General features: G+C 71.1%; 16 protein-coding genes. 12 read left to right on the top strand and 4 right to left on the bottom strand.

Going from position 1 to position 21,918, the window contains the following annotated elements:
- Positions 1-1,517: 1,517 nt before the first annotated feature.
- Both Apa02nite_RS08420 and Apa02nite_RS08425 read right to left on the bottom strand, forming a co-directional pair.
- Entirely contained in the window at positions 1,518-2,156 is a 639-nt protein-coding gene (locus Apa02nite_RS08420) for a response regulator (protein ID WP_203824556.1), read from the bottom strand.
- Entirely contained in the window at positions 2,108-3,391 is a 1,284-nt protein-coding gene (locus Apa02nite_RS08425) for a sensor histidine kinase (RefSeq protein WP_203824557.1), read from the bottom strand. The genes Apa02nite_RS08420 and Apa02nite_RS08425 overlap by 49 nt, the downstream gene beginning before the upstream one ends.
- A 108-nt stretch (positions 3,392-3,499) precedes the next feature.
- Between Apa02nite_RS08425 and Apa02nite_RS08430 the strand changes: the two genes are divergently transcribed.
- Positions 3,500-4,501, top strand: coding sequence for a fatty acid desaturase family protein (locus Apa02nite_RS08430; protein ID WP_203824558.1), 1,002 nt, complete (start codon positions 3,500-3,502; stop codon positions 4,499-4,501).
- Between the two features lie 103 nt (positions 4,502-4,604).
- Here Apa02nite_RS08430 and Apa02nite_RS08435 read toward each other — a convergent pair whose 3' ends face one another.
- The gene (locus Apa02nite_RS08435) at positions 4,605-5,021 is read right to left on the bottom strand and encodes a hypothetical protein (RefSeq protein ID WP_067689725.1); all 417 of its coding nucleotides are present in this window, start codon (positions 5,019-5,021) and stop codon (positions 4,605-4,607) included.
- Between the two features lie 367 nt (positions 5,022-5,388).
- On the opposite strand from Apa02nite_RS08435, the gene Apa02nite_RS08440 reads away from it, so the two are divergent.
- From Apa02nite_RS08440 to Apa02nite_RS08470, 7 genes are all read left to right on the top strand, one after another.
- Positions 5,389-10,017, top strand: coding sequence for a type I polyketide synthase (locus Apa02nite_RS08440; protein WP_275412443.1), 4,629 nt, complete (start codon positions 5,389-5,391; stop codon positions 10,015-10,017).
- A 16-nt stretch (positions 10,018-10,033) separates the two neighbouring features.
- Positions 10,034-12,277: an MMPL family transporter gene (locus Apa02nite_RS08445; RefSeq protein ID WP_203824559.1), complete on the top strand. Its 2,244-nt coding sequence runs from the start codon at positions 10,034-10,036 to the stop codon at positions 12,275-12,277.
- A 194-nt stretch (positions 12,278-12,471) separates the two neighbouring features.
- Positions 12,472-13,371, top strand: a complete 900-nt coding sequence (locus Apa02nite_RS08450) for a CDP-alcohol phosphatidyltransferase family protein (protein WP_203824560.1) — start codon at positions 12,472-12,474, stop codon at positions 13,369-13,371.
- Between the two features lie 86 nt (positions 13,372-13,457).
- Positions 13,458-15,137 (top strand): AMP-binding protein, encoded by a 1,680-nt coding sequence (locus Apa02nite_RS08455; protein ID WP_239164197.1) that lies wholly within the window; start codon positions 13,458-13,460, stop codon positions 15,135-15,137.
- Between the two features lie 21 nt (positions 15,138-15,158).
- The gene (locus tag Apa02nite_RS08460; protein ID WP_203824562.1) at positions 15,159-16,841 is read left to right on the top strand and encodes a glycosyltransferase family 39 protein; all 1,683 of its coding nucleotides are present in this window, start codon (positions 15,159-15,161) and stop codon (positions 16,839-16,841) included.
- A 46-nt stretch (positions 16,842-16,887) separates the two neighbouring features.
- On the top strand, positions 16,888-18,522 hold the full coding sequence (locus tag Apa02nite_RS08465) for a GMC oxidoreductase (RefSeq protein ID WP_203824563.1): 1,635 nt from the start codon (positions 16,888-16,890) through the stop codon (positions 18,520-18,522).
- A gap of 28 nt (positions 18,523-18,550) precedes the next feature.
- Positions 18,551-19,270 carry an SDR family oxidoreductase gene (locus Apa02nite_RS08470; protein ID WP_067689699.1) on the top strand — a complete coding sequence of 240 codons (720 nt, stop codon included), beginning with the start codon at positions 18,551-18,553 and terminating at the stop codon, positions 19,268-19,270.
- Positions 19,271-19,439: 169 nt separating this feature from the next.
- On the opposite strand, the gene Apa02nite_RS08475 is transcribed toward Apa02nite_RS08470, so the two are convergent.
- Positions 19,440-19,586 (bottom strand): hypothetical protein, encoded by a 147-nt coding sequence (locus tag Apa02nite_RS08475; protein ID WP_203824564.1) that lies wholly within the window; start codon positions 19,584-19,586, stop codon positions 19,440-19,442.
- 272 nt (positions 19,587-19,858) lie between these two features.
- On the opposite strand from Apa02nite_RS08475, the gene Apa02nite_RS08480 reads away from it, so the two are divergent.
- The 4 genes from Apa02nite_RS08480 (at position 19,859) to Apa02nite_RS08495 (ending at position 21,899) form a co-directional block, all read left to right on the top strand.
- Entirely contained in the window at positions 19,859-20,206 is a 348-nt protein-coding gene (locus Apa02nite_RS08480) for a histone-like nucleoid-structuring protein Lsr2 (RefSeq protein ID WP_067689694.1), read from the top strand.
- A gap of 78 nt (positions 20,207-20,284) precedes the next feature.
- On the top strand, positions 20,285-20,572 hold the full coding sequence (locus Apa02nite_RS08485; protein WP_203824565.1) for a hypothetical protein: 288 nt from the start codon (positions 20,285-20,287) through the stop codon (positions 20,570-20,572).
- Positions 20,569-20,769 (top strand): hypothetical protein, encoded by a 201-nt coding sequence (locus Apa02nite_RS08490; RefSeq protein ID WP_203824566.1) that lies wholly within the window; start codon positions 20,569-20,571, stop codon positions 20,767-20,769. The genes Apa02nite_RS08485 and Apa02nite_RS08490 overlap by 4 nt, the downstream gene beginning before the upstream one ends.
- A 113-nt stretch (positions 20,770-20,882) precedes the next feature.
- Positions 20,883-21,899, top strand: coding sequence for an NAD-dependent epimerase/dehydratase family protein (locus Apa02nite_RS08495; RefSeq protein WP_203824567.1), 1,017 nt, complete (start codon positions 20,883-20,885; stop codon positions 21,897-21,899).
- Positions 21,900-21,918: the final 19 nt, after the last annotated feature.

Here is a 21,918-nt window from a genome sequence, read left to right on the forward strand (position 1 = left end):
GCCGCCCAGCTTAAGTTGATCTTGATGGGCCGTTGGCGGCCGAAACCACCCAGCCCGCGAGGACATCCCGGCCCGCCCCCGCGGAAGGAGGACACCCGGTCCGCCCCCGCAGAAGTAGGACATCCCGGTCCGCCCCGCGGAAGTCAGCGGACGGCAGGCTCTGTCGTCGGCCTTGGCGACCCGGGCTCCGTCCGTGATCAAACCTGACGCTGGCGCATGGGCTCACGCTCGCCGACCGGCGCCGTTTGCGGCCGTCACCACCCGTCGCAGACGTGAACGACCCCGGTCGCAGCGTGCACACCGGTCCACCGTGCGTTCCGGTTCCCGGCTGGTGCTCAGGGGTGCCTCCCCGCCCCCGAGACACCCCTGAGCACCAGCCACCAACACCAGCTTGCGAGCGGTCCGAGCGGTCCGAGCGGTCGCGCGGTCCGAGCGGTCGCGCGGTCCGAGCGGTCGCGCGGTCCGAGCGGTCGCGCGGGTGACCGGACACCGGCGAGTACCCGGCCGGGCGCTCGCCGCCGGGATGTAACCGACCCCGGCCGGGGTGAACACGGTGTCTGCCCGGGGAGCGTCGTGCACGATGATCGTCGGCTGGTCGCCCCTCGATCACCCTGTGGCCGGCGAGGGGGTGTGTGCATGCCCGCTCGGATGTGTCTGTCGCTGCTGGGCAGGGCGGTGAGAGTCCGCATTGCCAGATCGCGTGCCGCTACCGCCCACCTGGGGGCGGTAGCCGCACGCACCACCCGACCGCGGACCGCCACCGCCCCCGAACCCGACCCACCGCGGACCCCTGCCGCCCCACCGATGCCGAACGCGGACCCCTGCCGCCCCCTCAGTGCCGAACGCGGACGGCTACCGCTCCTTCAGTGCCGAGCGCGGACCCCTGCCGCCCCTCAGTGCCGAGCGCGGACCCCTGCCGCCCCTTCGCCGCGGAGCTCGGACTGTCACCGCCCCACCGATGCCGAACGAGGACTCCGGCCGCCCCGCCGATGCCGAACGAGGACTCCGGCCGCCCCGCCGGCGCCGAGCGCGGACTTCCACCGCCCCACCGGCATCGATCACCCACGCTGACCGTTACAGCAACACCGAGCGACGGCCCGTAACGACACGCCTACCACCTGCACCCGAACACATCGGGAACCACTCCAAGACCGCAAGGCCCCGCCGAGATCAAAATAGGGCTGAGCGACATTGCGGCACCCCCCAGCTGGCCCTCACGGCCCCCACAGCCCACCCATAAGGGCCGTCACAACCAGCCCGGCACCCCCAAGCTGGCCCCCACGGCCGCCACGGCCGCCACGGCCAGCCCGGCACTCCTCGGCTGGACCTCACGGCCCTTGTGGGTGCGAAACGGCGGGGCCCAAGACCCGCGGATACGCCCCGGCGGGCGTGGGGCGGTTGGGAGTGGACTGGGCCTTGCGGGTCAGCCACGGAGGGGTGGTTGCGTCCGGGGCTGGATCGGTCGTACCGGAAAAGGGTGAAGCGGGACCGGACCGCCTGCCGGAAGTGGCGCGGGGTCAGGCGTTCAGGTAGGTGAGGACGGCCAGGACGCGGCGGTTGTCGTCGTCGGACGGGGGGAGGTCGAGTTTGGTGAAGATGCTGTTGATGTGTTTGCTGACGGCTTTCTCCCCGACGAAGAGTTTGGCGGCGATCGCGCCGTTGGAGCGGCCCTCGGCCATCAGGGTGAGCACCTCGCGTTCGCGGCCGGTGAGCGCGGAGAGCGGGGACTGGCGGCGGGCCAGCAGCTGGTAGACCACCTCGGGGTCCATGGCGGTGCCGCCGCCTGCCACGCGGCGGACCGCGTCGACGAACTGGGCGACGTGCGAGACCCGGTCCTTCAGCAGATAGCCGACGCCGCCGGTGCGGTCGGAGAGCAACTCGCGGGCGTAGAGCGGTTCGACGTGCTGGCTGAGCACCAGCACCGGCATGCCGGGGATCTCGACGCGGGCGGCGATCGCGGCCTGCAAGCCCTCGTCGGTGAAGGTCGGTGGCAGCCGGACGTCGACGACGGCCACATCTGGGCGGTGCTCGACGAGGGCGGGCAGCAGCGCGGGTCCGTTGTCGACGGCCGCCACCACCTGGCAGCCGTGCGCGGTCAACAGTCGGGTCAGGCCGTCCCGGAGGAGGGCGTGGTCTTCGGCGAGGACGACGCGCAAGGCACCTCCATGGTCACGACGGTCGGTCCGCCCCGCGGGCTGGACAGGCTCATCGTGCCATCGAACGCGGCAAGACGGCGCTCGATACCTCGCAGGCCGGTGCCGGTGGCCGGGTCGGCACCACCCCGGCCGTCGTCGCTGATCCGCATGACCAGCGTCGATCCGGTGTGCCACAGCTCGACCTGGGCGTTCTGCGCGGCACTGTGCCGGGTGGTGTTGGCCAGCGCCTCGGCGACCGCGAAATACGCCGCGGACTCGACCGGGGTCTCCAGGCGGCCGGGCAGCGCGGTCTCCACGGTGGCCGAGATCGGCAGGGCCATCACCAGGGCGCGGACCGCGCCGTCCAGACCGCGCTCGGCGAGCACCGGCGGGTGGATCCCGCGGACCACGTGCCGCAGGTCGGCCAGCGCGGCGGTGCTGGTCTCCCGGGCCTCGGTGAGCAGTTTGCGGGCGCCGGCCGGATCGGTCTCGACCATCTCCTCGGCCAGGCCGATCGTCATGCCGAGCGAGACCAGCCGCACCTGGGCGCCGTCGTGCAGGTCGCGCTCGATCCGGCGCAGCTCGGCGGCCTGCGCGTCGACGGTGTCGGCCCGGGTGACGGTGAGCTGACTGACCCGCAGGCGCAGCTCGGCGTTGCGGGTCGGTCCGAGGAACAGGTGGGCGAAGCGCGCGTCGAACCAGCGCAGCCACGGCGCGCCGGCCACGCCGACGGAGAGGATCAGCGCGCCCTGCGGCAGGGAGAGGAACGCGTCGCCGACGGTGTCGAACGGCCAGATCGCACCGTAGCCGTACCACCCGGTGCCGAGCCAGATCCACAGTGGGATGAGCAGCACGCCCTCCAGGCCGTAGAGCGGGATGGCCAGGGTGAGCACGCCGAGCACCACGCCGGTCAGCGCACCGGGCACCAGCCAGGCGAGGTCGCGCCAGGTGGCCGGGTCGGTGAGCAGCCATCGGAAGTGCCGCCAGCCGCCGAGCACGGCCGCCGGGCGCGGGCGATAGGGCCGCGTGATCACCACGCCGGACCCGGCCGCGATCCGGCGGGCCAGGTCGGCGCGCAGCCGGACCAGCTTGGTGACCAGCGGGAACAGCACCATGCCGAGCCCGGGCACCACGCTCAGCAACAGGGTGACCAGGGAGAGCACGAAGAGCGGCAGGTTCAGCACGGCCAGCGGGATGGCGATCAGCCCGCCGAGCACGGCCCGGAGCCCGTCGCGGATCCAGTCACGCGAGTCCATGACTCCATCCTGCCCACTCCGCGCACGCTTGTCGGTAGTGCTGGCACTACCCCCGAATAGGAGGCCAGCACTGCTGACCGGAGCCGCCCGGACCGGTTGGCTGGTGTGATGACGACGACTGCCGAACGGCCGCGCACGGCCGGAAGTGATTTCGCGGAGCTCAACCGCCGGATCAACGCGGCCGGACTCCTGCGCAGACGGCCGGGCTACTACGCGGTGCGCCTGAGCCTTGTCACCCTCGCCCTGATCGCCGGGTGGGCGGCGTTCTTCCTGGTCGGCGCGTCCTGGTGGACCCTGGCCGTGGCGGTCTTCCTGGCCGTGGCACACACCCAGATGGCGCTGGTCGCCCACGATCTCGCGCACCGGCAGGTGTTCCGCACCAACCAGCCCAGCGCCCGGGCCGGCCGGCTCGCCGGCAACCTGGCGATCGGGATGTCCTACGGGTACTGGATGGACAAGCACACCAAGCACCACGCCAACCCGAACCACGACGACCTGGATCCGGATGTCGGGCCGGGGGTGCTGGTCTGGTCCCGCGAGGCGGCCCGCGGCAAGGGTTTCCTGGTCAAGCACCAGGCCTGGTTCTTCTTCCCCCTGCTCACCCTGCTCGGGATCTCGCTGAAACGCGACAGTGTCCGGGCGCTGCTCGACGGCACCGTCAAACGGCGCGGCACGGAGTGGGCGCTGCTCGGCACGCACCTGATCGGGTACGCCGCGGCGCTGCTGCTGGTGCTCAGCCCGCTGCAGGCGCTCGCGTTCCTGGTGGTGCACCAGGCGCTGTTCGGGGTCTACCTGGGCATGACGTTCGCGCCCAACCACAAGGGCATGCCGCATCCGGCCGGTGACGAGGACTTCCTGCGCAAGCAGGTGCTGACGTCGCGGAACGTGCGCGGTGGGCGCTTCGTGGACGCGGCGCTGGGCGGCCTGAACTATCAGATCGAGCATCACCTGTTCCCGGCGATGCCGACGCCCAACCTGCGGAAGGCACAGCCGATCGTGCGCGACTACTGCGCCGAGATCGGGGTGTCCTACCAGGAGACCGGTTTGATCGAGTCGTATCGGCAGGCACTGCGCCACCTGCACGAGGTCGGCGCGGACCTGCGGTCCTAGAAAATCAGGGCGGCCGGGGGCGCGCTTGTCGCGCACCCCACGGCCGCAGCCCCAACCCTTCCGGTACGCGGTGGGAGCGCCCGGCCGGTCTAGAACGTCAGTGTCAGCCGATACCGATGTTGTTGTGCGCGCTCACCGGAGCGAACCGGCGGTTGCCCAGCCAGACGGCGTCGTAGCCGTTGACCAGCAGGTTCGCCAGCGAGACGGGCGGCGGGACCGGCCCGTTCTTGCACTCGGCCCAGCCACCGAAGTCGGTGGTCGCCTCGCACAGCGGGAAGCGCTCACCGGTGGTGGTGAACTGGATCGGCAGGTTGGCCACCGGCCGTCCGTCCCAGGTGGTGAAGTGGGCCTTCAGGCCGAGGGTCTCACGCGCGATCACATCGAGCGTGCCGTAGTACGCGGTTGCGTTCATCCGGATCGGAGAGGTCTTCGGGGCGGGTGCCGCCTGAGCGGGGCTGGCGGCGGCAATGCCGGCCAGTGTTACGGCCGCAGCCAGCCGTCGCACGGTCATGAGCTTCATGGGGCACAAAGCTAGGCGAAAGGTAGGTTTTTCCCAAAAGCGACACACCTCCGGGTGACAAGATCTACCCGGACCACGCTCCGACCTGCGGTTTACTCAACGAAATAAATCGGAGATCGCGACACGCGGTCGCCCCGAAAGGGTGATCCGGAGGGGAAGATCACACGGTTTCGCGCCGTCATGATCTATTCTAGGAAAGTCTCGACAGGTCTCGTGAAAACGCCGTCGCGGCTTCCATGCAAAACGCCCATCGTGCGTTAGCCTCTGCTCACAAAGCGCACCAGCCGACGATCTTCCATCGGTATGTTCCGCGCTTTCCCCGCCACCACCCGGCGGACCATCTGGCACGCAAGCATGGGGAACTTCATTGGACATTGCCATCGTCGGCCTATCCTGCCGTTTTCCGGGGGCGCGCGACGTGGTCGAGTTCTGGTCGAACTCGCTGGCCGCCGCTCATCAATTTCGGCCCGTACCGTCGACTCGTTGGAATCACGAGACATTCTATTCCACGAATTTCCGTGACACCCATTCCACGTACACCGACCGGGTAGCTTTCCTCGACGAGGTCGAGAAGTTCGCGGCCCTGCACCACCGCATCCCACCGCGGCGTGCCAAGGCCATGGACCCGCAACACCGGCTCCTCGTCGACCTCGCCCGCGAGGCGGTTCAGGACGCGGGCTGGGAGCGCCGGCCGTTCGACCGGGCCACCACCGGTGTCTTCGTCGGGCTGAGCACCGCCGACTACAAGGACATGACCGGGGCCCGGCTCACCGCGAGCATGCTGGCCGACGGCTCGCTGTCCGAGCACGCCAAGGACCCCGGGCTGCTCGCCGCGATCGCCGAGGCGGCTGCCGCGGCGATCGATCCGCCGCAGTCGTTCTCGATGGCCGGTTCGCTGCTCAACATGGCGCCGGCCACCGTCAGCGAGCTGCTCGACCTGGGCGGCCCGTCGTTCTCGGTGGACGCCGCGTGCTCGTCGGCACTCGTCGCGCTGCACGAGGCGATCAACCACCTGCGGACCGGGTCGTGCAGCGCCGCGCTGGTCGGCGGGGTGTTCCTCAACCTCACCCCGAACGGACTCGTCGGCTTCTCCCGGGTGGGCGCGCTGTCGCCGTCCGGGGTGTGCCGGCCGTTCGACGCACGGGCCGACGGCTTCGTGCTCGGCGAGGGCGGCTCGCTCGCCGTGCTGCGGCCGCTGGACGACGCCCTGGAGGCGGGCGACCGGATCTACGCGGTCATCAACGGCATCGGCACCGCCAACGACGGCAAGGGCGCCGGGCCGATGACGCCGCGGGCGGAGGGTCAGGAGGCCGCGATGCGGGCGGCCTACCGGGACGCGCGGGTGGAACCGGGTGCGATCGACTTCCTGGAGGCGCACGGCACCGGCACCACGGTCGGTGACAAGGTCGAGCTGGAGGCGATCCGCCGGCTGCGGGTCAAGTCCGCGGACCGGCCCTGCTACCTCTCCTCCGGCAAGGCGACCATCGGGCACACGCTGCCCGCCGCCGGCGCCGCCGGTGTGCTGCGGACCGCGCTCGCGCTGCACCACCGCACCGTCCCGCCGCAGCCGGCCATCGAGACGAACACCGATCTGCCGCTGGCCGAGGCGGGCCTGACGATCGCCGGCGAGCCGACCGCGTGGCCGCAGCCGGCCGACGACCGGCGACGGGCCGGGGTCAGTTCGTTCGGGTTCGGCGGCACCAACGTGCACGCGGTGCTGAGCGAGGCACCGGGGCCGGAGGACGACGGCGACGACGCCGACGGCAACCGCCCGTGGGTGGTGCTGCTCTCCGCGGACAACGGCGAGCTGCTCGCCTCGCACGCGCAACGGCTGGCCGGCCTGGTCGCCGCGGACCCGGGGATGACCCCGGCCGCGGTCGCCCGGACCATGGCCAGCCGTACGATGCTGCCCGCCCGGATCGCGGTGATGTGCCGCACCCGGGCCGAGCTGTCCGAACGGCTCGCCACCGCGGCCCGGGAACTGATCGCCGGCGCGATCGGCCGGCTCGCCGCGGGCCTGTACGCGAGCCTCACCCCGCTCGCCCCCGAGCAGCGCTCGCTGGCGTTCCTCTACCCCGGTCAGGGCTCGCTGCGCCCCGGGGTGCTGCGCGACCTGGTCGCCCGGTTCCCGGCGCTGGCCGAGCACGTCCGGCCGCTCGCCGACCGGGTCGACGAGCGCACCGGCACGCCGGTCACCGACCTGCTCTGCGACACGCCCGGCCCGGGCGCCGAGGAGCAGGTCACCGCGACCCGGATCTCCCAGCCCGGGCTCGGTGTGGCCGGGATCGGGATGACCCAGCTGCTCGCCGACCTCGGGGTGACCCCGCAGGTGACCCTCGGGCACAGCGTGGGCGAGATGGCCGCGGCGGTCGCGGCCGGGGCGCTGACCCCGGACGACGGCATCGAGTTCCTGATCGAGCGGGGCGCCGCGGTGACCACCGGCAAGGAGCCCGCGAAGGGCACGATGGCCGCGGTCCGGATCGACGCGGCCGGCTTCGAGCAGCTGCGCACCGGGATCGAGGGGGTCTGGGCGGGCTGTTACAACCACCCGACCCAGATCGTCGCCAGCGGGCACCAGGCCTCGGTCGACAAGCTGGTCGAGCGGTGCCGGTCCCGGGACGTCCCGGTGGCGCCGCTGCGGGTGTCGCACGCGTTCCACTCGCCGCTGATGTCCGAGGTCGACACCCGGGTGGCCGAGCACGTGGCGCAGCTGCCGGTGCGCAAGCCGATCCGGACGCTGATCTCCAGCGTGGACCCGGCGGCCCAGGCCGACCCGGAGACGTTGCGGGCGCTGTGGAGCCGGCAGGGTTCGGCGCCGGTGCTGTTCCGGGACGCCGTCGACGTGGCGATCCAGTCCGGCGCGAAGATCCTGGTGCAGGTCTCGGCCGGGGACGCGCTGCTCGGGATGGCCGCGCAGACCCCGTCGGCACGCGGGCTGGACTCGATCGCGCTGATGCCGGCCGAGCCGGACGACGGCTACGCCCTGCTCGAGGGCCTGGGCCGGCTCGCCGTGGCCGGTGTGCCGGTGGACCTCACGCCGCTGTTCGAGGGCCTGGGCGTACCGCTGGTCACGCTGCCGCCCTCGCCGCTGGCCACTCAGCACTACTCGATCCGGCGTACGGCCGCGCCGAAGAACCCACCGGCCCGATTTGTCGGTACCCAAGAAGAACGCGCTGAAATTCCGGCACGCGAAGCGTCGCCGGCCGCCGTTACCCGGAACGGAGAGCAGATTCCCGTGAACGACGTCATCTCCCTGCTGCGGGAGCAGCTCGCTGTCCTGCGCGACATCGGCGCCGAGCCGTCCGTCCTGCTGGCCGCCCCGGCGGCGCCGAGCCGTCCGGCCCTTCCCGCCGCGCCGGCGGTGCGGGACACGCCGGTGGCACCACCCGCACCCGTGCCGGTCGCCCGGCCCGCGGTCCCGGCGCAGAAGCCGGCCCCGAAGATCGCCGACAAGCAGGTGTTCGCCGAGGTCGCCGCGATGGTCGGCAAGATCAGCGCGTATCCGGCGGACATGGTCCGGCCGGAGCAGACGTTCGCCACCGACCTGGGCTTCGACTCGATCATGACGGCCGAGCTGATCGCCGCGGCCAAGCGGCGCTGGACCGACCTGGACCTGGCCCCCGAGCAGGTGTTCGGGATCGCCACGGTGGGCGAGCTCACCCAGCTGCTCACCCAGGCCCTGGGTGGCGGCGTCCCCGCCGTCCCGGCGGCGGCGCCCGCCGCGGAACCGGTGCCGGAACCGCAGGCCCTGGTCCACCGGGCGGACTCCCGCCGGGCCGAGGTGGCCGACGTGACCAAGCTGCCCGAGGTGGTGCAGTTCGAGTCGCGCGGCGCGATCCTGGAGCGGGTCGGTGTCGCCAACCCGTACTACATCCAGCACGACAGCGTGATCAACAACCGGACCTCGGTCCAGGGCCGCCAGCTGATCTCCTTCTCCAGCTACAACTACCTGGGCCTGTCCGGGCACCCGATGGTCAACTACGCGGTGACCGAGGCGGTCGAGCGGTACGGCTCCTCGGTCTCCGCCGCCCGTATCCTGTCCGGCAACCGGGCGCTGCACGACGAACTCGACCGCGGGCTGGCCGCCCTGGTCGGCGCCGAGGACGCGATCTCGCTGCTCGGCGGGCACTCCACGAACGTCGGCATCATCGGGCACATGGTCGGCCCGGAGGACCTGATCGTGCACGACGCGCTCGCGCACGACAGCATCCTGCAGGGCTGCCGGCTCTCCGGCGCCAACCGCCAGCCGTTCCCGCACCAGGACCTCGCCGCCCTGGACGCGCTGCTGACCCGGATCCGCGACCGGTACCGCCGGGTGCTGATCATCGTCGAGGGCGTCTACAGCATGGACGGCGACATCTGCGACCTGCCCGCCCTGATCGCGCTGAAGAAGAAGCACGGCGCGCTGCTGATGGTGGACGAGGCGCACAGCATCGGCGTGCTCGGCGCCCGCGGCGGCGGTGTCGGCGAGCACTTTGGCGTGGACCGCGGCGACGTGGACATCTGGATGGGCACCCTGTCCAAGTCCCTGGCCAGCTGCGGCGGGTACATCGCCGGCCGGCACGAGCTGATCGAGTACCTGCGGTACACCCTGCCGGGGTTCATCTTCAGCGCCGGGATGAGCCCGGCGAACGCGGCCGCCGCGCTCGCCGCCCTGCACATCCTGCGCGAGGAGCCGCAGCGGCTGACCGTCCTGAAGGACCGGTCGGCCACCTTCCTGCGGCTGGCCAAGCGGGCCGGGATCGACACCGGTCCGAGTGACGGCACGCCGGTCATCCCGGCCATCACCGGCGACTCGATGCTGGCGCTGCGGCTGGCCGACACGCTGTTCAAGAACGGCGTCAGTGTGAACCCGATCATGTATCCGGCGGTGAAGGAGCGACTGGCCCGGCTGCGGTTCTTCATCACCGCCGAGCACACCGACGAGGAGATCGAGACGACGGTGGATCTGCTGGCCCGGCACCTCGACCCCACCCGCGTGCCGCAACCGGCCTGAGAGCGTTCAACCTGACATGACCTCTGTGACACGACAGCCGCCCCGGGCCGGGGACGACCATCCGGTCGTCCCCGGCCCGGGGCCCGGCCCCTCGGCCGGTCCGGTCGTCCGGCTCGTCGCCCGCCGTCCCACATTCGTCCTGATCATCGCGCTGTTGCTGGCCTGCGTGGCGGTGGCGTTCAGCACCGACGTGGTCGGCGCGCTGAAGACCGGCGGCTTCGACGATCCGGCCTCGGACTCGGTACGCGGCCGGCAGGTACTGGCCGAGCACTTCCGCGCCGCGGACCCGAACCTGGTGGTGCTCATCGCCAAACCCGGCGGGAGCGTCGACGACCCGGACGTCCGGACCGTCGCGAACCGGGTCACCCGGCGGCTGGCCGGCGCCGACGGGGTGACAGTTGCCGGGTCGTACTGGGTCGACCGGTTGCCGCAGCTCGCCAGCCGGGCCCGCGACCAGGGCATGCTGCTGGTCCACGTGGACGGCGACGAGGACCGCAGTGCGGACCGGGTCGCCGTGCTGCACGACGAGCTGGCCCGCGACGACGGCCCGGTCCGGGTCTCGTTCGGCGGCTTCACCCAGATCAACAACGACATCAACGAGCAGGTCACCGCAGACCTGGCCACCGCCGAGACGATCGCCATCCCGATCACCCTGGTGCTCCTGCTGCTGGTCTTCGGCACGGTCGGCGCGGCCGGGGCGCCGCTGCTGATCGGCATCTTCTCGATCGTCAGCACGCTCGGCACGCTGCGGCTGCTGGCGGCGATCACCGACGTGTCGGTGTTCTCGGTCAACATGGCCACCGCGCTGGGGCTGGGCCTGGCGGTCGACTACAGCCTGCTGTTCGTCTCCCGGTACCGCGAGCAGCGGGGCACCGGCACCGAGACGGCACTGGCCGGCACCATGCGGACGGCCGGGCGGACGATCGTCTTCAGCGCCGCCACGGTCGCGGTCGCGCTGTGCAGCCTGCTGGTCTTCCCGCAGTACTTTTTGCGGTCGTTCGCGTACGCCGGCATCGCCGTGGTGGTGACAACGGTCGGCGCCGCGCTGCTGGTGCTGCCGGCCCTGCTCGCCCTGCTCGGGCACCGGATCGACAAGTGGGCGCTGTGGCGGCCCCGCCCGGAGAAGCCGGCGTTCTGGGGCCGGTTCGCCGCGTTCGTGCTGCGCCGGCCGGTGCTCACCGCGGCGCCGGTGATCCTGATCCTGGCGTTCCTGGCGCTGCCGTTCGGGCATGTGCGCTTCGGCGTGGCCGACGACCGGGTGCTGCCCCGGACGGCGGAGAGCCGGATCGTGGCCGACGCGGTCCGCACGCAGTTCGCCGACACCGGCAGCGGGGCCACCGTGGTGGTCGCCGAGCACTGGGGCGGCGCCACCGACGCACGGACCCGGGTCGCCGACTACGCCGCCCGGCTCTCCGGCGTGCCCGGCGTGACCCGGGTGGACAGCATGGTCGGCACGTACCAGCGCGGCTCGATCGTGGTCGCCGCCGGCCGTCCGGACTCGCGCTTCGTGGCCGGCGACGCGACCTGGTTCTCGGTGCTCAGCGAGGTGGAGCCGTATTCGGACGCCGGCGCCGGCCTGGCCCGGGCGATCCGCGCGGTACCGGTGCCGAACCGGGTCCCGGTGCTGGTCACCGGCCCGGCCGCGCAGCTGGTGGACATCACCGGGTCGATCGGGTCCCGCCTGCCGATCGCCGCGGTGCTGATCGCGGTCAGCACGTTCCTGCTGCTCTTCCTGCTGACCGGCAGCGTGCTGCTGCCGATCAAGGCGCTGCTGCTGAACACCCTGACGATGAGCGCGGTGTTCGGGGTGGCGGTCTGGATCTTCCAGGACGGCCACTTCTCCGACGTGCTCGGGCAGACCGGGGCGCCGCTCGCGGTGGCCATCCCGGTGCTGCTGTTCTGCGTGGCGTTCGGGCTGTCGATGGACTACGAGGTGTTCGTGCTGTCCCGGGTGATCGAGCGGCACGAGCAGGGCGCCGACCTGCACACCGCGGTGGTCGAGGGGATGTCCAGCAGCGTCCGGGTGATCAGCGCGGCGGCCGGCATCCTGTCGGTGTCGTTCCTGGCGATGGTCTCGTCCGGGGTTTCCCTGATCCAGTTCTTCGGCCTCTGCGCCGCGCTGGCGATCATCCTGGACGCGCTGCTGGTCCGCCCGGTGCTGGTGCCGGCGTTCATGCGGCTGGCCGGGCAGTGGAACTGGTGGGCGCCGCGACCGCTCAAGGCCCTGCACGCCCGGCTGGGTCTGCGCGAGCACGGCTGAGGCGAAAAATCCTTATCCGCGGCGTGCGAAGTCCGTACGCCGCGCCGACCGGGCAGGTTCGCAACCATGTCGGTATCCTGTTGAAACAATCGATTACTGATCTACGCCCGACGTGTTACCCCAGGTAGTAGGCGTTTCGGAACACCTGGGGGTCACATGGCGTTCTCTTAGGATTAAGGTTTAGAGTGCCGCGCGTGAAGGTGACCTTGCAGGAAATCCGGGAGCGCACCTACAAGCCGATCGACGCGTGGTGGACCGTGCTTCTGGTCGACCCGCTGGCGTCCCGGCTGGTGCTGCTCGTGGCGCCATATCGGTGGATCACACCGAACGTTCTGACTCTGATCGCGACCATCATCGGCGTCGGCTCCATGGTCAGCTTTGCACAGGGTGACCAGCAGTGGCTGATCGTCGGTGCGGTGCTGTTCCACCTGAGCTTCGTGGTCGACTGCATGGACGGCAAGATCGCCCGGTTGAACGGCACCGGCACCGTCTTCGGGCAGTGGCTGGACTTCGTGCTCGACCGGGTGCGGGTCTTCTTCTGCGCGATCACGCTGTTCGGTGGCCAGTACGCCCAGCACCACGACGTGAAGTACCTCTGGCTGATGTCCGTGGCCATCTTCCTGGACCTGATCCGGTACCTGAACGGCAGCCAGGTCTCCAAGGTCCGCCGGGGCATGACCGACAAGCTCAACTCGCTGAAGTACCCGGTCGAGCTGAGCCCGGAGCCGGCACAGGACATGTCCGAGCCCGGTGACGAGGCGGCCGAGGAGACCACCGACACCAACGTGGCCGCCACCATCGCGGCGGCGCGGCCGAAGTCGCTGAAGAGCCGGGTCGGCGCTTACCTCAAGCGCAACCGGATCCGGACCCACCTGTTCAGCGGCATCGAGTACGAGATGTTCGTCTACATCCTGGCCCCGCTGACCGGCCTGATCTTCTCGATCACGGTCTTCGCCGGCGCGGCCATGCTCGCCTTCGAGTTCTTCCTGATCTACAAGCTGTACCGGACCACCACGGCGTACCCGGCGAAGCTCGCGGCCGCCCAGGAGAAGTACGACGCGTACCAGCAGGGCCAGGTCCCCACCGCGCTCTGACGCGTCACCCACCCGTTCCTCGAGCGCCCCGGCGGTTTTCCGCCGGGGCGTTCCCTCGTTCCCCGGTGCGGCGCAGAATGGCAGACATGGTCGAGACCGAGGCGCACACCGTTTTCCGCCAGGCACGGGACTTCCTGCTCGACCATCGCGACGACTACGACACCGCCTACCGGGACTTCGCCTGGCCCCGGCTCGAGCGGTTCAACTGGGCCCTCGACTGGTTCGACGTGATCGCCCGGGACAACGACGCCCCCGCGCTCTGGATCGTCGAGGAGGACGGGACCGAACAGCGCGTCTCGTTCGCCGAGATGTCCGAGCGGTCCAGCCGGGTGGCCGGCTGGCTGCGTGACCAGGGCGTGCGCCGCGGCGACCGGATCGTGGTGATGCTCGGCAACCAGGTCGAGCTCTGGGAGACCGTGCTCGCCGGGATCAAGCTGGGCGCGGTGCTGATCCCGGCCACTCCGCTGCTCGGGCCGGCCGACGCCGCCGCCCGGGTGGCCCGGGGCGGCGCCCGGCACGTGATCGCGATGGCCGGCGCGACCGACAAGTTCGACCAGGTGGATGCGGACATCACCAGGATCGCGGTGGGCGCGGCCGATGGCTGGCGCGATTTTCGTACGGCCTACACGTCGAGCCCGCACTTCACCCCGGACGACGTCACCGGGGCCGGGGACACGCTGCTGCTCTACTTCACCTCCGGCACCACGGCACAGCCCAAGCTGGTCGAGCACACCCACGTGTCGTACCCGGTGGGGCACCTCTCGACGATGTACTGGATCGGGCTGCGCCCCGGCGACGTGCACCTGAACATCTCGTCGCCGGGCTGGGCCAAGCACGCCTGGAGCAACGTCTTCGCCCCGTGGAACGCGCAGGCCTGCGTGTTCATCTACAACTACACCCGGTTCGAGCCGAGCCGGCTGATGGCCGAGATGCAGCGCTGCGGGGTGACCAGCTTCTGCGCGCCGCCGACCGTCTGGCGGATGCTGATCCAGGCCGACCTGACCGAGCTGAAGACGCCGCCCCGGGTCGCGGTCGGCGCCGGCGAACCGCTCAACCCCGAGGTGATCGAACAGGTCGCGGCGCAGTGGGGTGTGACGATCCGGGACGGTTTCGGGCAGACCGAGACGTCCGTGCAGATCGCCAACAGTCCCGGCCAGCCGGTGAAGCCCGGTTCGATGGGACGGCCGGTGCCGGGCTTCCGGATCGCGCTGCTCGACCCGGTCACCGGCGCCGAGGCGGCCGAGGGCGAGATCTGCGTGGCCATGGAGCCGCGGCCGGTCGGGCTGATGGTCGGCTACCACGGTGACCCGGAGCTGACCGCCGAGCGGATGGCCGGCGGTTTCTACCACACCGGTGACGTCGCCTCCCGGGACGACGACGGCTACATCACGTACGTGGGTCGCACCGACGACGTGTTCAAGGCGTCCGACTACCGGATCTCGCCGTTCGAGTTGGAGAGCGTGCTGATCGAGCACGAGGCCGTGGTGGAGGCCGCCGTGGTGCCGTCGCCCGACCCGGTGCGGCTGGCCGTGCCGAAGGCGTACGTGCTGCTCGCCGACGGGTGGGCGGCGGACGAGACGACCGCGGCGGCGATCTTCGCGCACGCCCGGGAGCACATGCCGCCGTACGCACGGATCCGCCGGCTGGAGTTCGCCGAGCTGCCCAAGACGATCTCCGGCAAGATCCGGCGGGTGGAGTTGCGCGCCGCCGAGGTGGCCAAGCACGCCGACGTCACTGCCACCCCACCGGGCGAGTTCAGCGGCTGATCGCCCGGCTATCTTTGCCCGATGCCGCGCCGCCGCCTGATGTATCTGCTCGCCGTCGTCGCGATGCTGGGGCAGATGGCGTTCGCCATGGTGACCACGGCACGGCAGCAGACGCCGACCATCGACGAGCCGGTCTACGTGGCCACCGCCGCCGTCTACACCCAGCAGCACAGCCTGCGGTACAACCCGGAGCACCCGCCGCTCGGCAAGCTGATCATGGCGACCGGGCTGCTGTTCAGCGGCACGAACGAGCTGGATCCGGCGTACCCGGGCAGTCAGAGCGCGCTCGGGCGGCATCTGCTCTACGAGAGCGGCAACAACCCGTTCCGGCTGCTGTTCGCCGCCCGGCTGCCGATCATCCTGCTCACGCTGCTGTTCGGGCTGGTGGTGCTGGTCTTCGCCCGGGACCTGACCGGGCCGGCCGGCGGGCTGGTGGCGCTGGCGCTGTACGCGTTCTCACCGGACGTGATCGCGCACGGGTCGCTGGCCACGCTGGACGTGCCGGCCGCCGGGATGCTGCTGACCGCGTTCTGGCTGGCCTGGCGGGGACGGGAGCGGCCGTGGCGCTACCTGCCGCTGGCCGGGGTGGCACTCGGTGCGGCCCTGGCGACCCGGGCGAACACGCTCGTGGCCGTACCCCTGCTGGTCCTTGTGGCGGCCTGGTCCATGTGGCATGCGCAACGTGCGCAGCCTGCCGCAACCGGGCTCGAAGCGGCCGGCGCGGAAGCGGCGCCCGATCCGGAAGCAGCGGCCGCGCCCCCGGCGAAAACGGTCACGCGGCGGCTGCTGTTCAGTGCCGGGGCGCTGATCGGAACCGGACTGATCGCGGTCGCTGTGGTCTGGGTCGTCTACCTGGTCGTCGATCCGCACCTGCGCTGGACCACCCCGCCGCGCCTGCCGCACCCGGACGGGCTGAAGGGCCTGGCCGTCGACTGGCTGCCGTTCCCGCAGGCCTACCGGGACGGCATGCTGATCCAGTTCAAGTTCGAGCGGCAGACCTTCAACGGCTTCCTGCTCGGCGAGGCCTACCGGGGCAACCTCTGGTACTACCTGCCGGTCGCGCTGCTGATCAAGACGCCGCTGGGCATGCTCGTGCTCTGGGCGGCCGGCGCGGTCACCATGCTGTTCGTTCCCCGGGTCCGGGCGGCCGCGGTCTACCTGCTGCCGGTCTCGGCCCTGCTGCTGCTCGTCGCGATGACCGGCTCCCGGGACTACGGCACCCGCTACGCGATCTTCCTGCCGCTCTTCCTGTCCGTCGCGGCGGCCTCCGTCACCCTGATCAGAATCCGCTGGGTGCTCCCGGTCGCCGCGGTCCTGGCGCTGACCGTCGCGGTCAGCTCGCTGCGGACGTTCCCGTATTACCTGCCGTACTCGAACGAGGCCTTCGGTGGGACCGCGAACACCCATCTCAACCTGCACGACTCCAACGTCGACTGGGGTCAGGACCTGGCCCGGTTGTCGCAGAAGCTCAAGACCGACTACGCCGGCGAGAAGATCTGGCTGATCTACAAGGGCAGCGGAGTTCCCGCCTATTACGGCATCAACGCCGCGAATCCCTACGCGGTCCCGTTCGAGCAGGTGCACGGCATCCTGGTGGTCTCCGACTCCCGGGTCGCGCTCGCCAGCCCCCGGCTCAAGCCGTTGCTGGACAGCAGCACGCCGATCGACCAGGTCGGGTACTCGATGACGATCTACCGGCGGTAGAAAACCGCCCCTGGTGGTTACCGGCCGGTAATGCTTAGGTGAAGCGATGACGCATTACGACATCGTGATCGTGGGCAGCGGCTTCGGCGGCAGTGTCAGCGCGTTGCGCCTGACCGAGAAGGGCTACCGGGTCGGTGTGCTCGAGGCCGGTCGCCGCTTCACCCCCGACACGCTGCCGAAGACGTCATGGGACCTGCGGAGTTTCCTCTGGGCGCCGAAGTTCGGTCTGCGCGGGATCCAGCGGATCACCCTGCTCAAGGACATCATGGTGCTGTCCGCGGCCGGGGTCGGCGGCGGCTCGCTGGTGTACGCCAACACGCTCTACCAGCCGCCCGCCCCGTTCTTCGCCGACCCGCACTGGGCCGGGATCACCGACTGGGCGCAGGAGCTGGCCCCGCACTACGACCAGGCGTCCCGGATGCTCGGCGTGACCGAACAACCGACGATGACGCCCTCCGACGTGGTGATCAAGCAGGTGGCCGAGGACATGGGCGTCGGGGACACGTTCCGGCGTACCCCGGTGGGGGTTTTCTTCGGTGAGCCGGGGAAAACCGTGCCGGACCCGTATTTCGGCGGGGCCGGCCCGGACCGGACCGGCTGCACCGAGTGCGGCAACTGCATGATCGGGTGCCGGGTCGGCGCGAAGAACCGGCTCGACGTCAACTACCTCTACCTCGCCGAGAGCAAGGGCGCCACCGTGCACCCGGACACCGAGGTCACCGCGCTGCGGCCGGCCGGCGACGGCTGGCGGATCGAGACACGTGCCGGCACGTTCACCGCCGATCAGGTGATCCTCTCGGCCGGCGCGCTCGGCACCCAGCGGCTGCTGCACGCGATGCGGGACACCGGCGTGCTGCCCCACCTCTCCGATCGGCTGGGTTCGCTCACCCGGACCAACTCGGAGGCGCTGCTCGGCGCGGAGACCAAGAAGGTGCCGGCCCAGCCGTTCTCCACCGGGGTGGCGATCACCTCGTCGTTCCACCCGGACCCCACCACCCACATCGAGCCGGTCCGCTACGGTCCGGGCAGCAATGCCATGGGTCTGCTCTCCACGCTGCTGGTGGACGGCGGCGGCCGGATGCCGCGCCCGCTCCGATTCCTCTGGAACTGCGTGCGTCACCCGATGGTGCTGGCCTACTCGATCTCGGTGCGCCGGTGGAGTGAACGGACCATCATCGCGCTGGTCATGCAGACTTTGGACAATTCCTTGACGGTACGACGGACCAGGCGCGGCCGGCTAACCACCCGCCCCGGCCACGGTGACCCGAACCCGACCTGGATCCCGGCCGGTCACGACGCGGTGCGCCGGATCGCCGACCGGATCGACGGCTTCCCGGGCGGCACTGTCGGGGACATCTTCAACATCCCGATGACCGCGCACATCCTGGGCGGCGCGACGATCGGCGAGTCCGCGGACAGTGGCGTGGTGGACGGGTACCACCGGGTGTTCGGCTACCCCGGCCTGCACGTGGTGGACGGGTCCGCGGTCCCGGCCAACCTCGGGGTGAACCCGTCACTGACGATCACGGCACTCGCGGAGCGGGCCATCGCGCTGTGGCCGAACAAGGGCGAGCCGGACGTGCGGCCCGCGCTGGGCGCGGCGTACCGGCGGGTGGCACCGATCGCGCCGCACTCCCCCGCGGTGCCGGCACACGCCCCGGCCGCTCTCCGCCCCCACTGACCCTCGCCGCGCGGCTAGCGTCCTCGCTATGACTCTCACCGGAAAGACCGCACTGGTGACCGGAGGCTCGCGCGGCATCGGGCGGGCCATCGTCCGCCGCCTGGCCGCGGACGGCGCCCGGGTCGTCTTCACCTACCACTCCGACCGGGATGCCGCGGACAGCCTGGTCGCCGAACTCGATGACGCCGTCGCGGTCCGCTGCGACCAGGCCGACCCGGCCACCCTCCCGGCGATCCTCGAACCGGTCCGGGACGGACTGGACATCCTGGTCAACAACGCCGGGGTCGCCGACCACACCACGATCGCCGAGGTCACCCCGGCGGCCTTCGACCGGGTGATGACGATCAACGCGAAGTTCCCGCTGCTCGCGGTCCAGGCGGCCGGCCCGCTGCTGCGCGACGGCGGGCGCATCGTCAACGTGTCCACGCTGAACACCGTGGTCGCCGGGCCCGGGATGGTCCTCTACTGCGCCAGCAAAGCGGCATTGGAGCAGGTCACCGCAGTGGCGGCGAAGGAGTTCGGCCCGCGCGGCATCACCGCGAACACGGTCTCACCGGGTGCCACCGACACCGACATGCTCCGCGGCGTGAACTCACCGGAGGCGATCGCGGCGACCGCGGACTTCACCGCGCTCGGCCGGCTCGGTCAGCCGGAGGACGTGGCGGCGGTGGTCGCCTTCCTGGCCGGTCCGGACTCCGGCTGGATCACCGGCCAGAACATCCGCGCCACCGGCGGCCTCCTGATCTGACCCGGGGCCCGGTCTGCGGATCCGGGGCCCGGTCTGCGGATCCGGCGCGGGCTCGCGGGCCCGCGAGCGGGGCGGCGCGGGGCGGCGCGGCGCGGGGCGGGGAGTTGGGGCGAGCCGCCCCGGCACCGGAGAATCGGCGACGAGGCGGCTCGAATTCAGGGGCACCGGATCAGGGGCCGGTGCGGGTACCCTCAGCCGCGGGCTGAGTGGGCGCCGGGACGGTGTCCGGCGGGACGGGGCGTGCGGTCGCCACCGCGGTGGCGATCACGAACGCCACCAGGGTGGACAGTGCAAGAACCCGGACAGCGCGTCTCATCGAGTCTCCTGAAGGCCTGGGAGCGCTCCCAGCTGCGACGTTACCGCACATTCACGAGTTCGAAAAGGGTCTGCGGCGACCCATTACGAGCAGCGCCGACCACCCTCCGCTCCCGGACGGATGCGCAGAGGAATTGCGACATGCCAAGAGAGGCAATTTGCAATGCGTGCCATGTGCGCGACACAATGAATGTGACGACGACTAATCGCGGCATGCCCCTCGCTCGCGTACAGCCGTCACCCGAATGACATCGCTGTAGGAGCGAACACAACATGGCCAAGCAGATAATTACCCTTCTGACCGACGACCTCGACGGCGGGGAGGCCGACCGCACCGTCGAATTCGGACTCGACGGCGTGAACTACACGATCGACCTGTCCGAGAAGAACGCCGGCAAGCTGCGTAAGGCCCTGGAACCGTTCCTCTCCGCGGCCACCCGGCTGGGCCGTTCCGGCGTCACTCCGACGGTTGCCCGCCGGACCGCGCCGGCCGCCTCCAGCCGGACCAGCCGTGACCAGAATCAGGCCATTCGAGAGTGGGCCAACAAGAACGGCTACCCCGTTTCCGAGCGTGGCCGGATCCCGAGCAACGTCGTCGAGGCGTACCACGCCAAGCGCTGATTGACCGCATGCTGTGAAACGGCGCCACCGGGTCTCCCCGGCGGCGCCGTTTCGCGTGAAAGAGCAGGCCACGGCGGAGTGAAAGCCCTGCTCACGATCGTGGCGGCCGGAACGGAAGCCGGCACGGCGCGGCCCGGCACGGAACGGGACGCCCGGGAAAGCGCACGGAACGGCGAGCCGGCGGAAAGCACCGCCCACGCGGAACGGCGACCGGGGAAAGGGCAGGTCACGATCCTGACGCCGGAGAACGCCGAGCACGCCCGCCCACGAGATGGGACGCGGATGATCGGCGTCAATCCGCGCTCGCCGGCGCCGCCGATCCGGGCCGATTCCGCCGATCATTGCCGGAACAAGGATCCCCGATGATCTCCAAGATCGGGGCGGGAGCGCGGGGATCGGCGCCGGGGCGGCAATTCGCCGGGCGAACCGTAATGACCGGTAGAAGTGGCCGCCGGCGGCATCCGGGCACTGCCACCGAGCGGATCACCGCCGGTGGCGGCGGGACGATCGAAGGCGCAGCCCGGGTCGTACCGGAAATTTTAAAGGCGAACCGGAAATCGTGACGCCGGGCCGGTACCGGGCCGACCTGTCGCCACCGGACCGGCGCAGCCGGTGAAACACCGGAATGGCGGCGGGAAACCGATTCGACGCGGCCGGTACGGGTACGCCGTCCAGCATGCGTGTCGTCATCGTGGGCGCGACCGGTAACGCCGGTACCGCGCTGCTGCGCCGTCTCCGCAACGAACCCGGCGTCGAGGCGATCGGGGTCGCCCGGCGCCTCCCGGAGGACGGCAGCCCGCACGCCGGCCTCGAGTGGCACTCGGTCGACATCGGCCGGGACGACGCACAGGCCCGGCTCACCCAGATCTTCGCCGGCGTGGACGCGGTGGTGAACCTGGCCTGGCAGATCCAGCCGAGCCACGACGCCCGGCAGCTGTACCGGGCGAACGTGCTGGGCAGCCGCACGGTGTTCCGGGCCGTGCTGCGCGCCGGGGTCGGCACGCTGGTGCAGGCGTCCTCGGCCGGGGTGTACGCACCCGGGCCGAAATGGGCGTACGTGAAGGAGACCTGGCTGCGGACCGGCATCCCGGAGTCGTCCTACAGCCGGCACAAGGCGCTCGTCGAACGGATGCTCGACGAGATCGAGTCGGATCACCCGACGCTGCGCGTGGTCCGGCTGCGACCGGGACTGATCTTTCAGCGGGACGCCGGGACCGGGACCGGCATGCTGGTGCCCGCCCGGCTGCTGCGGTACGGCCGGGTGCCGGTGCTGCCGGCCCACCCCGGGCTGCGGCTGCAGGCGGTGCACGCGGACGACCTGGCCGACGCCTACCTGCGGGTGCTGCGCGCCGACGTGCGCGGCGCGTTCAACATCGCGGCCGGGCCGGTGCTCGATCCGGCGGCGCTGGCCCGGGCGTTCCACGGGGTGGCGGTGCCGGTTCCCGGGTTCGCCCTGGAGGGCGCGGCCGCGCTGAGCTGGCTGCTGCGGCTGCAACCTGTCGATCGCGGATGGGTCCGGCTGGCCTTGAAGGCGCCGTTGATGTGCTGCGATCGTGCCGCCGAGCAGCTCGGCTGGCGGCCGCGGACGAACGCGGTGAGCGCCTTGCACGAGGTGGTCGCCGGGCTGACCGAGCGGGCCGGGCGGCCGGCGGGTGGGCCCGGCTGGTTGTCAGGGGTGTCGCGAAAGGTCTGAGGCGCCCCTGACAGCCAGC

Origin of the sequence: Actinoplanes palleronii, from assembly GCF_016862315.1 — a bacterium.
In the GTDB taxonomy this organism is placed as follows: Bacteria; Actinomycetota; Actinomycetes; order Mycobacteriales; family Micromonosporaceae; genus Actinoplanes; species Actinoplanes palleronii.

Bases quoted from the DNA above. Each gene is read 5' to 3' on its own strand.
- Apa02nite_RS08425 (WP_203824557.1), bottom strand. From the start codon at position 3,391: ATGGACTCGCGTGACTGGATCCGCGACGGGCTCCGGGCCGTGCTCGGC.
- Apa02nite_RS08430 (WP_203824558.1), top strand. From the start codon at position 3,500: ATGACGACGACTGCCGAACGGCCGCGCACGGCCGGAAGTGATTTCGCG.
- Apa02nite_RS08435 (WP_067689725.1), bottom strand. From the start codon at position 5,021: ATGAAGCTCATGACCGTGCGACGGCTGGCTGCGGCCGTAACACTGGCC.
- Apa02nite_RS08445 (WP_203824559.1), top strand. From the start codon at position 10,034: ATGACCTCTGTGACACGACAGCCGCCCCGGGCCGGGGACGACCATCCG.
- Apa02nite_RS08455 (WP_239164197.1), top strand. From the start codon at position 13,458: ATGGTCGAGACCGAGGCGCACACCGTTTTCCGCCAGGCACGGGACTTC.
- Apa02nite_RS08460 (WP_203824562.1), top strand. From the start codon at position 15,159: ATGCCGCGCCGCCGCCTGATGTATCTGCTCGCCGTCGTCGCGATGCTG.
- Apa02nite_RS08465 (WP_203824563.1), top strand. From the start codon at position 16,888: ATGACGCATTACGACATCGTGATCGTGGGCAGCGGCTTCGGCGGCAGT.
- Apa02nite_RS08470 (WP_067689699.1), top strand. From the start codon at position 18,551: ATGACTCTCACCGGAAAGACCGCACTGGTGACCGGAGGCTCGCGCGGC.
- Apa02nite_RS08475 (WP_203824564.1), bottom strand. From the start codon at position 19,586: ATGAGACGCGCTGTCCGGGTTCTTGCACTGTCCACCCTGGTGGCGTTC.
- Apa02nite_RS08480 (WP_067689694.1), top strand. From the start codon at position 19,859: ATGGCCAAGCAGATAATTACCCTTCTGACCGACGACCTCGACGGCGGG.
- Apa02nite_RS08490 (WP_203824566.1), top strand. From the start codon at position 20,569: ATGATCTCCAAGATCGGGGCGGGAGCGCGGGGATCGGCGCCGGGGCGG.
- Apa02nite_RS08495 (WP_203824567.1), top strand. From the start codon at position 20,883: ATGCGTGTCGTCATCGTGGGCGCGACCGGTAACGCCGGTACCGCGCTG.